Here is a 12082-nt window from a genome sequence, read left to right on the forward strand (position 1 = left end):
AGCCCGACGAGGCCGCCGGGGGCGAAGAACACCACCGCCACGAACAACGCGCCGAGCACGAACGTCGGCTCCGACAGCGGCACGCGCAGCACGGCCGGGAGCCCGGCCACCGCGTCGGAACCGGCCAGCTCCAGCAACCGGTTGTCGAGGTAGGTGTAGAGCACGCCGCCGAGCACCGCACCCCACCTGCTGCCCGCGCCACCCAGCACCACCATCACCAGCAGCCCGAGGGTCAGCTCGCTGGTGGTGAGGGAGGGGGTCGCCCCGCCCACCACGAGCAGGTGGGCCACGCCGCCGAGCGTGCCGAGCAGGCCCGCCACCAGCACGGCGAGCAGCTGCGCCCGGTACACCGAGAGGCCCAGCACCGCGACGCGTTCGGGGTTCTCCCGCGCCGCGGCCCAGATGTGTCCGGCGCGCGAGCGCACGAGCCAGGCCACCACCCCCCAGCACAGCGCCAGGTACGTGAGCGCGAGCCAATACCGGTACGGCGCGTTGACGACGCCGACCAGCAGGTCCGGGAGGCCCTCGCGGTCGAGCGGGAGGCCCTCCTCGCCACCGGTGAACCCGCCGGGGTTGCGCAGGACGAGGATCGACCCGGCCTGCGCGAACGCCAGCGTCACCATCGCGAACGCGATGCCGGTGACGCGCAGCGCGACCGCGCCGACGAGCAGCGGCAGGACCACGCCCACCACCACCGCGATCCCGACGGCGGCGGCCAGGCCCACTCCGGGCCGGGCCAGCGCCAGCGCGGCGGTGTAGGAGCCGGCCGCGACGAACAGCGCGTGGCCGAACGAGAGCAGCCCGGTGCGTCCGAAGAGCAGGTCGTAGGACAGCGCGACGCCCCCGAACACCAGGCAGAGCGCCAGTAGCTGCATCGACCCGGGGCTGTTCACCAGCCCCGGCAGCACCCCGGGCAGCGGCACCGAGACGTACGGCAGGGCCGCGAGCACCACGAGCACCACCACCGGCGCCACGGCCGAGCGCCACCACGGTGCGCGCTGCGGCGCCTCACCGGCCGTCGCCCGCTGCCGGACCTGCTCGACGATGCTCATGCCGTCCTCCCCGACAGCCCACCCGGACGCACGAGCAGCACCAGCGCGAGCAGCAGCACCACGGACAGGTCACCCACCCCGGAGGCCGTGTAGTAGTTCGCGAGCTGCTGCACCAGCCCGACGACGACCGCGGCCACCGCCGACCCGGTCAGCGAGCCGAGACCGCCGATCACGACGACGATGAACGCGAAGATCAGCAGCGAGGTGCCCTGTCCCGGCGACACGCTGCCCAGGTACACCGACCCGAGCACGCCGCCGAGCGCCGCGACCGCGCCACCGATGGCGAAGACCAGCGTGAACGTGCGGCGCACCTCGATGCCCAACGCCTCGACCATCGAGCGGTTCTCCACCCCGGCCCTGATGACCAGCCCGATGCGGGTGAACCGGAGCAACGCCAGGAGCCCGAGCAGCACCGCGACGGCGGCGACGAGGAGCACGAAGCGGTCGTTGGGGATCGCCGCGCCCCCGATCGTCGTGACACCGGACGCGAGCGCGGGCCGCGGGAACGGCAGCGGGTCGGCGCCCCAGATGCCACGCAGCAGCGCCACGCCCACCAGCCCGAGCCCGACGGTGACCAGCACCTGTTCGATGTGGCGACGGTAGAGCGGCCGGATCAGCAGCAGCTCCACACCGGCGCCGACGGCCGCCCCGACCACCACCCCGAACGCGGTGGCCAGCACGAACCCCCAGCCGTCACCACCTGCGCCGGGCAGCCCGCCGGACGCGGCCCACCACGCCGCGTAGGCGCCCGCGGCGAGGAACGCGCCGTGCGCGAAGTTCAGCACGCCCATCAGCCCGTAGATCAGGCTCAGCCCGGAGGCCACGAGGAAGTACAGCGCCCCGAGCCCCAGCCCCGTCGCCAAGAGCAGTACGAACGTACTCATCACACGGCCTCGCTGCGCTCGGCCGGTGCTTCGCACGGGCGCTGTATCGATGATTCGCTCGCAAGCTCGCTCATGGCCGCTGATTCGCTCGCAAGCTCGCTCATGAACGGCTCCCCACTCCGAGCAGCTCCCTGGTCCGGCCATGGTCGGCCAGCAGCTCGTCGGCCCGTCCCGTGTGGACGACGCGGCCGGCGTCGAGCACCACGACGTCCCCGGCGAGCCTGCGCACCACGGGCAGGTTCTGCTCCACTAGCAGCACGGGCGTCACCTGCGCCACCCGTTCCAGCGCGGCCGCCACCTCGGTGACCAGCCGCGGCGCGAGACCCTTGGTCGGCTCGTCGATCAGCAGGAGCCGGCTCGGCGGGAGCAGTGCCCGCGCGAGCGCCACCATCTGCTGCTGCCCACCCGAGAGCGTCCCCGCGCGCTGCTTGCGGCGTTCGGCCAGCTCCGGGAACAGCTCGTGCACGAGCGCCGCGCGTTCCGGCTCGGGGTCGGGGCAGGCCAGCCGCAGGTTCTCCGCCACCGTCAGGGTCGCGAACACCTCCCGGTCCTCGGGCACGTAGCCGACGCCCTGACGCACCACCCACGGTGTGCGCCCGCGGCCGATCTCGTCGCCCGCGAGCCGGATGGAGCCGGTGCGCGGCACCAGCCCGACGACGGCACGCAGGGTCGTGGTCTTGCCGACGCCGTTGCGGCCGAGCAGCGCGGTCACCCCGGTCGGTGCCACGGTCAGCGACACCCCCTGCAGGACGTGCGAGCCGCCGATGCGGACGTGCACGTCGTCCAGCTCGAGCACGGGAGCGTGTGTCACAGCTCCTCCCCCAGGTACGCCTGCTGGACCGTGGCGTCGGCGGTGACCTCGGCGGGCGAGCCCACCGCGAGCAGCCTGCCGTGGTGCAGCACCGCCACCCGGTCGGCCAGCCCGAGCACGACGTCCATGTGGTGCTCGACCATGGTCACGCTGACCCCGCCGGCACGCAGGCCGCCGATCAGCTCGACCAGAGCGGGCACGTCCTCCACCGACACCCCGGCCATCGGTTCGTCGAGCAGCAGCACCGACGGCTTCCGGGCGAGTGCGATCGCGATCTCGAGCTTGCGCTTGTCGCCGTGGGAGAGCTCGCCTGCCGTCGCCGTGGCGCGGCGGGCCATCCGGACCTGCTCCAGCAGCGCGTCGGCCTCGGCCAGCTCGTCGCGTCCCTGCGCCCCGCGCAGCACCGACAGCGGGCCCGGCCTGCGGCTCTGCACCGCCAGTCGGACGTTCTCCCTGGCCGAGAGACCACCGAACAGGCTGGAGGTCTGGAACGTCCGGCCGAGGCCGTGCCGGGCGCGGGCGGCGGCCGACGCGCGGGTCACGTCCCGCCCGCCCAGCTCGACGGTGCCGCTCGTCGGGCGCCGCACCCCGGAGAGCAGGTGCAGGAGCGTGGACTTGCCCGCGCCGTTCGGGCCGATCACGGCCAGCAGCTCGCCGTCGCGGACGCCGAGGGTCACCTCCGCGAGGATCACCGCGCCGCCCACGACCCAGCCGAGGTCGTGGGCGGCGAGGACCGGGGCTGCCGTGGCGGTGACGTCGACCGGGCTCACTTGACGGGTGCGACGGGTGGGGCCACCGCGTCCGGGGAGAGGGTGTCGACGAGCTGGGGCGCGAAGCCGCCGCCCGAGGGCGTGAGCCGTGCGGTGAACATCGGCTGCAGCACGGCGTGGTCCTCGGCGCGGATCGTCGTCTCGCCCTTCGGCCCCGTGAACGTCCAGCCCTCGAGGGCCTTGGCCATCGCGGCGGTGTCGTCGCCGCCCTCCTCGAGGGCGTGCACCACCATCTGGGCGGCCACGAACCCGTCGTTGGTGAACAGGTCGACCTCGGCGCCCTGCTTCGCGAGGCCCGCCTCCAGCGCCTTGTAGGCCTCGTTGGAGGTGGCGCCGGGGAAGAAGTGCGACAAGAAGTGGATCTTGTCGGCGGCCGGGCCGAAGATCGGGTAGGTGGCCTTGATGTCCAGCCCCGTCACCACCGTGGACGCCTCGAAGGCGCCCTGCTGCTGCAGGGACTGCCACATCTGGGTGGCGTTGGCGCCGGCCCAGGCGACGAACAGCAGGTCCGGTGCGGCGTCGACGGCCTGCCGGGCGAAGGGGGTGAGGTCGGTGGCACCGGCGGGCACCAGCACCGGGGTGACCCGCGCGCCCTTCCCGCCGAGCACGGTGGTCACCGCCTGGGCGTTCGCCTGCCCGAAGGCGCTGTCCTGTGCGAACACGATCACGGAGCGACCGGCCGGGTCGCCGACGATCGTCCCGGCGGTCAGTACGTCCTGGTAGGTCTGGCGCCCCGAGCGGAAGGTGTACGCGTTCGCGCCGGTGACCGCGTCGGTGGCGGCCGGGCCGGAGATGAACAGCACCCGGTTCTCCTCGGCCAGCGGCGCCACCTGCAGTGCCACGCCCGATGCCGTCGACCCGGCGATCACCTTGTAGCCCTGTCCGATCAGGTCGGTGGCGGCGGCGACGGCCTTGGCCGGGTCGCCCGCGTCGTCGGCCTCGGTGATCTCGACCGAGCGCTCGCCGACCTTCCCGGTGCCGCCCGTGGCGTAGTCCAGGCCGGCCCGGAACCCTGCCGTGTACTGAGCGCCGTAGCTCGCGAGGGGGCCCGTGGTGGAGTGCACCAGTCCGACCCGCAGCGGCGCGGTCGCGCCGTCGGCACCGGAGCCCTCGCCGCTCGATCCGGGCGCGCCGCAGGCGGCGAGCAACACGGCCAGTACGACGATGAGCAGGGCCGCTGGAGAGCGACCGGAACGCTGGAGCATGACTCCTCCTCGAGCACACGCGGGGCTGCGAGGACGCTACGAAGCACGGGACCGGTCGACCATGGGCGCCGACGCCACAGCGGTTACCTCCGGAGTGTGGTCAGCGCACTCCCCGCCGCGACTCGCCCATTCGGCGCATTCCACGTGCCGCCGAACGCGCAACTGCACCGCTTCCCGACGGCAAGAGGGGTACGTCGATCACAGATCGTGTTCCCCCACTCGACGGAGAGTACAGATCGACCGAAACCAGACGAAGTGTCAGCCGTTGTTCCGAGTGACCGGGGCCGGCGGACAATGGGGAGCCTCCGCCGGCACCGGTTGATCCCCCCGAGTCAGAGCAGCCGGAACACCGGGTACCCCGGAGCGATCGCCAGCAGCTGCTCATCGCTCGCCGAGGCGTCGACGCCGTCGAAGAACACTCCGACCTCGAACTTCCACCGCCGCAGGTACTCCCGCAGCACGGGGGGCTTGTCGGCGTCGACGAGCTCGGTGGCGGTGAACGCCTCCACCCGGCGGCCGAGCCGCAGCTCTCCCCCTCCGGCGACCCGGAGGTTGCGTACCCACTGCGTGTGCCCGCGCGGGGCCACCAGGTACCGCACACCCTCGTGCACGAGCGGGTTGACCGGAGTGGTTCGCCACTCGCCGCTCTTCCGGCCGCGGACGGCGAGCAACCGGGAGCCGAAGACACTCAGGCCGAGACCGGTGAGCCGGCCGACGATGCTGTTGAAGACGGCGGTGCCCCGGGCGGCACGGATGTTGCGGGCACTGGTCATGGTGGCTCTCCTCGTCAATTCGAGAGCAGCGCTCTCGTTCACGAGCAGTGAACCAGGTGTGGTCGACAGCGTCAAGAGCACTGCTCTCGTTCGGGTCCGGCGATCTCACTACTCGACGAGCAGCAGGTCGAACGCGTCGTCCCCGATCCAGACCCTCAGGCCGTCGCCGTCGTCGGTGATGAACCCGTCCTCCTCCTCGCCGAGCTCACGAGAAGCCCCGAGGGCGCGTGCGGAGAACTCGACGCGACCCTCGCCGACCTCGCGGGGCCGGTACTCGGACGCGAGCCGCGCGGTGCGGCTCTCGGTGGCGAGCCAGCGCGCGTTGTCGGTGCCGACCTCGGCCACCCACCGTTCTTCACCCATGGGGCCGGAGTATGGCGCTGATCAGCGGGGCGCGACCAGCACCAACGGCGGCTCGGTGGGGTGCTGCGCGGCCGCGAGCGCCCGGCGCGCCCGGTAGGCCCGGACGCGCTGCACCAGTGCGAACAGCCCCGCCGTCAGGACGGCCATCACCGCACCGGCGAGCAGGCTCAGCAGCGGGCTGCCCCCGGTGATCGGGCCGAGCAGCAGCCCGATCAGCAGCATGTAGACGCTCCACGCCGCGGAGCTGGCCACCGAGCCGACGAGGAAGCGGGGCACGTCCAGCCCGAAGCGGCCGGCGGCCGCCGTGCTCACCAGCCGCCCGCCCGGCACGAACCGGGCCCCCACCAGCACGGTGCCGGGCCGCAGCAGCAGGTGGCGGCGGACCCACGACGACAGTCCACCCTCGCACTCAGTGGCGCGGGCCAGCACCCGGTGCGAGGAACGGCCGAGACCGAAGACCAGGAAGTCGCCCGCGACCGAGCCGATCAGAGCGGCCACGAACAGGCCGGTCACCGCCAGCGCGTTGTGTGTGCCGAACGCCACGGAGGCCGCGCTCATCAGCAGCGTCTCGCTGGGCAGCACCGGAAAGGGCCCGTCGATGGCGATCAGGACCACGAGCACGGGCAACAGCCAGGGGCTGTGCAGGATCGCATCGCAGACGGCCACGACTTCCAGCACGATGGGCGGGTCCTCTCGGGTGCGGTCGTACGCAGGCGCGAGGCCCACATCTGGGGAGCTCCTCCCAGAGTGACAGATGGACGGCGGGCAACCAGTGGTGGTACCCGGATGACCCGGACGGAGGTTGTCCCCACCGTCCGAGCTCGTCGTTGCTCCGTCCGCAACCACTCCGTCGCGCACGTTCTTCCCGCGCGCCGCCACATAGAGTTCGACGTACCGGGGCGGACGCTCACGAGGAGGCTCCCATGGATCGACGACGTACGGCGCTCCGCGCCGTCGCCGTGATGGTGGTCGCCGCGCTGCTGGCACTGGCAGGCCCGGCAGCTGTCGCCGTCGCCGCCCCGGCCGCACCGGCTCCCACCCAGGCCGGCGAGGGCACCATCTCGCCCGGCGCCCTGATGATCAGCCCGATCGACGACGAGAGTGCCAACGCCTGCACGGCCGCCTTCGCCTTCTCCGGTGGCGGGAAGACCTACCTCGGCTACGCCGCCCACTGTGCGAGCGCAGGCGCGTCCACGGACCTGAGCGGCTGCCAGGAGCAGACGCTCCCGCTCGGCACCACCGTCCGCATCGAGGGCCGAGGAGGCGCCACCGGCACCGGCCGGCTCGCGTACAGCTCCTGGGCCACGATGAAGGAGCGCGGCGAGACGAACCAGTCGCTGTGCCTCTACAACGACTTCGCCCTCGTCCAGCTCGACTCCGCCACGGCTGCGGCGGTCGACCCGAGCGTGCCGATCCTCGGCGGCCCCACCGCGCTGGACACCAACGGCACGGCCAACGGGGAGCCGGTGTTCAGCTACCAGCCGAACAACGGCGGCACGGTGGTCAAGGAGGGCAAGGCCGTCAGCGAGAGCGGCGGCGGGCGCGCCCACCGCGTCGACACCGTCCCGCCGGGGCGTCCCGGTGACTCCGGCAGCGGCTACCTCGACGGGGAGGGCAGGGCGTTCGGCGTGCTCAGCACGCAGTTCCTCGACGGCACCGGCACCAACGGCGTCACCGACCTCGCGATGGCCCTGAACTACGCCAACCGCTACGGCGGCATCGGGCGGGTCTCTCTCATGGCAGGAACGAAGCCGTTCACTCCGCCCCGGAGCTGATCCTGGATCGCCCGATCGATGACATCCCCATCTTGCATCGAAGGAAATCTGTAGTTATCGTTGTAGCTATCGGAGCGGTCGAGGCCCTCCTCCCCGCTCCGGACGCATCGCAGCTTCAGTGTCGAGCAGGAGAGGAGTGGCGAGCGATGCTGATGCGTACCGACCCCTTCCGGGAGCTGGACCGCCTGACCCAGCAGGTGTTCGGCAATTCCCCCGGCACCTGGTCGCGTCCCACGGCGATGCCGATGGACGCCTACCGCGCCGGTGACCAGTTCGTGGTGGCCTTCGACCTTCCCGGGGTGTCCCCCGACGCGATCGACCTCGACGTCGAGCGCAACGTCCTCACCGTGAAGGCCGAACGACGCCCGGCCGCCGGCGGCGAGCACGTCGAGTTCCAGGTGGCCGAGCGCCCGCTCGGGGTGTTCTCCCGCCAGCTGTTCCTCGGCGACACCCTCGATGCCGACCACATCGACGCGACCTACGAGGCGGGCGTGCTGACGCTGCGGATCCCCGTGGCGGAGCAGGCCAAGCCCCGCAAGATCGCGATCGCCGACGTCGAGAGCGAACAGAAGCAGATCAACGCCTGACCGCAGCGATCACCCGGTTGACCCGGGAGGCACGGGCATGACGAACCAGCACCTGATGGAACGGACACCCGTCGAGGCACTCCGCATGGACCGCGGGGCACTGCGAGCGGAGTTCGACGCGATCATCGCCGCGAACTTCCCGGACGCCGCCGGGCAGCTGCGGCGGCTGCCGCCCCGGCGGGCGGCAGCCGTCACAGCCGCCGTCGCACCACTGGACGCGGACGGCGCGCCGCCGCCCCCCGAGCCCACCCCGGAGGGCGGTCCCGCGCGGGACATCCGGGCCCGGCAGCGTGGGCCGCCCTTCCGGACACCACCTGATGACGGGTTCCCCACGGCGACAGCACCGACGGCGCCGGCCCTGCACCGACAGGAGGTGATCACTCGGACGACCTGACAACCGAAGACGCGTTGCGGCCCCGCGCCCATCACCGCATCACACTCTGCAGGCGACCGCGCTCCTCGACTCCCCTGAGCGAGCCCGCCTCACGCCTTATCGGCGACAGCGACGGTGACCGGCGCCGGGCCGCACGCCCGGGCCCGCGGTGCAGCGGCTGTCAGCGCGAAGGGCACCGCGTACAGCGTACGAAGTTAACCCTCTCCCCGTCCGCGAATTTCCAGAACCGACCAGAACTGGACCAACGTTCATTATCGGCAGATGATGAAGCGACGATAGTCACCTGTCATTACAGGGCGCGGCAGCTAGGCTCGGATATCCATGACCGACCCTGGGGGGATCGTCGTGCCGAGTCCGGTGACCGCAACAAAAGTGCAGGTGACCGTCCTGTGACGGCATCCGAGGAGCACCCGGGCTCGATGCCCGGTCGACGTGGCCTGCTGGCTGCGATCGGCATCGGAAACGCAATCGAATGGTACGACTGGAGCATCTACACGACGTTTTCCGTGTTCTTCTCCACCCAGTTCTTCACGAGCGGAAATGCCGACACCGACCTACTGAGCACACTGGCCGTGTTCGCGGTCGGATTCGTCGCACGCCCCTTCGGGGGCCTTCTCTTCGGCTGGATGGCCGACCGGATCGGACGGCAGCCGGCGATGACGCTCGCCGTCGCCGTGGCCGCAAGCGGAAGCCTGATCATCGGCATCACGCCGACCGCCGCCACGATCGGCGTCGCCGCGCCGGTCGTGCTGCTGCTGCTGGCCAGGCTCATCCAGGGGCTGGCCCAAGGCGGCGAGCTGCCGTCCGCGCAGACCTACCTCGTGGAGGTCTCCCCGGCGCCCCGGCGCGGACTCTGGTCCAGCCTCATCTACTTCTCCGGCTCACTGGGCACGCTGTTCGGCACAGTGCTGGGAGCACTTCTCGCGGCCCTGCTCAGCCACGCCGACCTGCTGGCCTTCGGATGGCGTGTCCCGTTCTTGTTCGGCGGCATTCTCGGCGTGTTCGCGGTGGTCATGCGGAAGCGATTGGCAGAGACCCCAGTTTTCGCGCGAGCCACCGCCCCCCGCACCACAGGCCGCCGGGAAAGGACGACATGGCAGCAGTTCGTCGCGCGTCCCTCCGCTCTGCTGCGGGTGATCGGCCTGACCGCAGGCGGCACCATCACGTTCTACTCGTGGTCGGTGGCGGCACCGACATTGGCGATCGGACAACGCGGCACGGACGCGGCCGGCGCCCTCTGGGCCGGTTCGGTGGCAACCGTGGTGTTCATCGCGGTGCTGCCGCTGTGGGGGGCGCTGTCGGACCGCATCGGACGCCGACCGGTCCTGCTGGTCAGCTGGGTGCTGCTCGCGGTGCTCTCCTTCCCGTTGCAGGCGCTGATCCAGGGCCAGGCGTGGCAGCTCCTGGTGGCGATGAGCATCGCGCTGATCCTGGTGGCCGGCACCGTCTCGATCATCCCGGCGCTGTTCGCGGAGATGTTCCCCACCGGTGTGCGTGCCCTGGGCTTCGGCCTTCCCTACGCCCTGGCCGTGGCCGTCTTCGGGGGCACCGCGCCCTACCTCCAGGCCTACGCCTCCGCACACCACGCCCCGGCGGCGTTCACCTGGTGGGTGATCGCTCTGGTCGTGGTCTCGGTGATCACCACGCTGCTCTCCCCGGAGACCCGCGGGCGTGACCTCGACACCGTCGACTCCCCGCTGGCCTCCTCGGGGAAGCGCGCCTGAGCGCCTACCACCGCCGCGCCTGTCGTGCTCTCAACGAGGGCGCAGACCGTCGACGACGAGCGTCACGATCGTCTGCGCCCGCGTGCCCCACTCCGCCTCGGGGATACGCGACAAGGCACCCAGGAGAAGAATGACGTCAGCGGCATCAACCCCGTCGCGCACCTGACCGGCGGCCCGTCCCCGATCGAGCAACGTCCCGAGCGCTTCGTCGAGCCGGTGGTGCTGGTCGACGTAGACGTCGCGCCACGCCGATGCCTCGATCGCCGCCATGACACCACGCTTGACCCGCGCGTACTCGACCAGCCGCTGCAGCCAGCAGGTCAGCGCCCGAAGCGGGGGATGTTCCGCCAGCAGCGGCGCCACGGCGTCGACGAGCTGGGTCAGCTCGTACCGGTACACCTCCGCCAGCAGGTGCTCCCGGGTCGGGAAGTGCCGATAGAGGGTGCCCTGTCCGACACCCGCCGACTTGGCGACCCCGTGCAGCTTCAGGTCGGCGGCCGCGCCGTTGGACCTGCTCAGTTCGGCCCGCGCAGCCTCGACAATGCGGTCGCGGTTGGCGACGGCGTCGGAACGGCGCCCACGACCCGCCACGACGTCCCTCCCTTCCCACTCGCTGAAGCGGACAGTTGTCCGGTACCGTGCGACCCGTAACCGGACAACTGTCAGCTTAGAGGGGGCACATCGATGAGCAGACTGGACAGCAAGGTCGTCGCCATCACCGGAGCCAGCAGCGGTATCGGGGCGGCCACCGCACTGGAGCTGGCGACCCGTGGCGCGGCTGTCGTGCTGGGCGCCCGGCGCACCGACCGGCTCGACGCGCTCGTGGCGCGGATCCGGACCGAGGGTGGCCGCGCGGAGATGCTGGAGGTCGACGTCACCAGGCGCGCCGATCTCGAGCGACTGGTGACCCTGGCCGTTACCCGGTTCGGACGCCTCGACGTCCTGGTGGGCAACGCCGGAGTCGCCCGGACCGCCCCCATGGCGGCCCTCGACGTCGACGACTGGGACGCGATGATCGACGTCAACCTGCGCGGTGTCCTCCACGGCATCGCCGCCGCGCTGCCGGTGTTCCGCAGCCAGGGCCATGGGCACTTCGTCACCACCGTGTCGACGTCGGGCCTCAAGATCGTCCCGACCCAAGCCGTCTACGCGGGTACCAAGAACGCCGTGCGGACGCTGCTGGAAGCTCTGCGCCAGGAGTCGACCGACGGCGTTCTCCGCACGACGTCCATCTCGCCGGGATACGTGCACACCGAACTCGTCGACCACATCGACGACCCCGAGACGCGGGAACAGGCCCAGCACGCCATGGCGACGCTCGGCATCAGCCCCGACGCCGTGGCGCGTGCCATCGCGTTCGCCATCGAACAGCCCGATGACGTGGAGATCGGGGACATGACCATCCGGCCCGCCAGGCAGGGCTGAGAGGACTGGAGCGCATATCCCGATGAATGAGTGTGACCAGCGCATTCGGCCGAGCGAGGAGTTGGACGCAGTTATATCGATCCGAGCAGAGCGTCGAGGATGCCCAGCTCGGCGAGGTAGAAGGCAAGACCCCCCACGGGAGCGAGCACGGCGCACAGCCAGTAGCGGCGCACCCCGGCGCGCGCCAGGTAGACGGTCAGGAAAGTCGTGAGCAGCGCGCCGACGGCCAGGTAGACGGCGGCCTCCCCCCAGTAGTGGAGGGACAGACCCAGCCAGAGCGCCTCCCCCAGCACCACCATCGTGACTGTCTCTTATACAA

The 12082-nt window shown here is 71.5% G+C and carries 15 protein-coding genes; 5 read left to right on the forward strand and 10 right to left on the reverse strand.

Going from position 1 to position 12082, the window contains the following annotated elements; genetic code table 11:
* From HF577_RS33685 to HF577_RS33720, 8 genes are all read right to left on the reverse strand, one after another.
* Window positions 1-1052, reverse strand: a 1052-nt coding sequence (locus HF577_RS33685; protein WP_169400048.1) for a branched-chain amino acid ABC transporter permease, incomplete at its 3' end; no start/stop codon positions are given.
* The gene (locus HF577_RS33690; RefSeq protein WP_169400049.1) at window positions 1049-1936 is read right to left on the reverse strand and encodes a branched-chain amino acid ABC transporter permease; all 888 of its coding nucleotides are present in this window, start codon (window positions 1934-1936) and stop codon (window positions 1049-1051) included. The genes HF577_RS33685 and HF577_RS33690, both read right to left, overlap by 4 nt.
* 100 nt (window positions 1937-2036) lie before the next feature.
* On the reverse strand, window positions 2037-2747 hold the full coding sequence (locus HF577_RS33695; protein WP_169400050.1) for an ABC transporter ATP-binding protein: 711 nt from the start codon (window positions 2745-2747) through the stop codon (window positions 2037-2039).
* Window positions 2744-3517, reverse strand: coding sequence for an ABC transporter ATP-binding protein (locus HF577_RS33700; RefSeq protein ID WP_169400051.1), 774 nt, complete (start codon window positions 3515-3517; stop codon window positions 2744-2746). Before HF577_RS33700 ends, HF577_RS33695 begins: the two co-directional genes overlap by 4 nt.
* Window positions 3514-4722, reverse strand: a complete 1209-nt coding sequence (locus tag HF577_RS33705) for a substrate-binding domain-containing protein (RefSeq protein ID WP_169400052.1) — start codon at window positions 4720-4722, stop codon at window positions 3514-3516. Before HF577_RS33705 ends, HF577_RS33700 begins: the two co-directional genes overlap by 4 nt.
* 332 nt (window positions 4723-5054) lie before the next feature.
* Complete coding sequence (locus HF577_RS33710) at window positions 5055-5495, reverse strand: nitroreductase family deazaflavin-dependent oxidoreductase (protein WP_169400053.1); 441 nt, start codon at window positions 5493-5495, stop codon at window positions 5055-5057.
* Between the two features lie 108 nt (window positions 5496-5603).
* Window positions 5604-5858, reverse strand: a complete 255-nt coding sequence (locus HF577_RS33715) for a hypothetical protein (RefSeq protein ID WP_169400054.1) — start codon at window positions 5856-5858, stop codon at window positions 5604-5606.
* A gap of 21 nt (window positions 5859-5879) precedes the next feature.
* Window positions 5880-6536, reverse strand: coding sequence for a DedA family protein (locus HF577_RS33720; protein WP_169400055.1), 657 nt, complete (start codon window positions 6534-6536; stop codon window positions 5880-5882).
* Between the two features lie 245 nt (window positions 6537-6781).
* On the opposite strand from HF577_RS33720, the gene HF577_RS33725 reads away from it, so the two are divergent.
* The 4 genes from HF577_RS33725 (at window position 6782) to HF577_RS33740 (ending at window position 10338) form a co-directional block, all read left to right on the forward strand.
* Window positions 6782-7633 carry a chymotrypsin family serine protease gene (locus HF577_RS33725; protein WP_169400056.1) on the forward strand — a complete coding sequence of 284 codons (852 nt, stop codon included), beginning with the start codon at window positions 6782-6784 and terminating at the stop codon, window positions 7631-7633.
* 146 nt (window positions 7634-7779) lie between these two features.
* Complete coding sequence (locus HF577_RS33730; protein WP_169400057.1) at window positions 7780-8220, forward strand: Hsp20/alpha crystallin family protein; 441 nt, start codon at window positions 7780-7782, stop codon at window positions 8218-8220.
* Between the two features lie 37 nt (window positions 8221-8257).
* A complete protein-coding gene (locus HF577_RS33735; protein WP_169400058.1) occupies window positions 8258-8614 on the forward strand; it encodes a hypothetical protein in 357 nt (118 codons plus the stop codon).
* 389 nt (window positions 8615-9003) lie between these two features.
* The gene (locus tag HF577_RS33740) at window positions 9004-10338 is read left to right on the forward strand and encodes an MFS transporter (RefSeq protein ID WP_312859554.1); all 1335 of its coding nucleotides are present in this window, start codon (window positions 9004-9006) and stop codon (window positions 10336-10338) included.
* 30 nt (window positions 10339-10368) lie between these two features.
* Here HF577_RS33740 and HF577_RS33745 read toward each other — a convergent pair whose 3' ends face one another.
* Window positions 10369-10929 carry a TetR/AcrR family transcriptional regulator gene (locus tag HF577_RS33745; protein WP_169400059.1) on the reverse strand — a complete coding sequence of 187 codons (561 nt, stop codon included), beginning with the start codon at window positions 10927-10929 and terminating at the stop codon, window positions 10369-10371.
* 93 nt (window positions 10930-11022) lie between these two features.
* Here HF577_RS33745 and HF577_RS33750 point away from each other — a divergent pair, with 93 nt between their 5' ends.
* The gene (locus tag HF577_RS33750) at window positions 11023-11763 is read left to right on the forward strand and encodes an SDR family oxidoreductase (protein ID WP_169400060.1); all 741 of its coding nucleotides are present in this window, start codon (window positions 11023-11025) and stop codon (window positions 11761-11763) included.
* A gap of 71 nt (window positions 11764-11834) precedes the next feature.
* Here the strand turns inward: HF577_RS33750 and HF577_RS33755 are convergent, their stop codons facing one another.
* Window positions 11835-12062 carry a hypothetical protein gene (locus HF577_RS33755; protein ID WP_211175252.1) on the reverse strand — a complete coding sequence of 76 codons (228 nt, stop codon included), beginning with the start codon at window positions 12060-12062 and terminating at the stop codon, window positions 11835-11837.
* Window positions 12063-12082 lie beyond the last annotated feature (20 nt).

Source organism: Pseudonocardia xinjiangensis (assembly GCF_012911925.1).
Classification (GTDB): Bacteria; Actinomycetota; Actinomycetes; order Mycobacteriales; family Pseudonocardiaceae; genus Pseudonocardia; species Pseudonocardia xinjiangensis.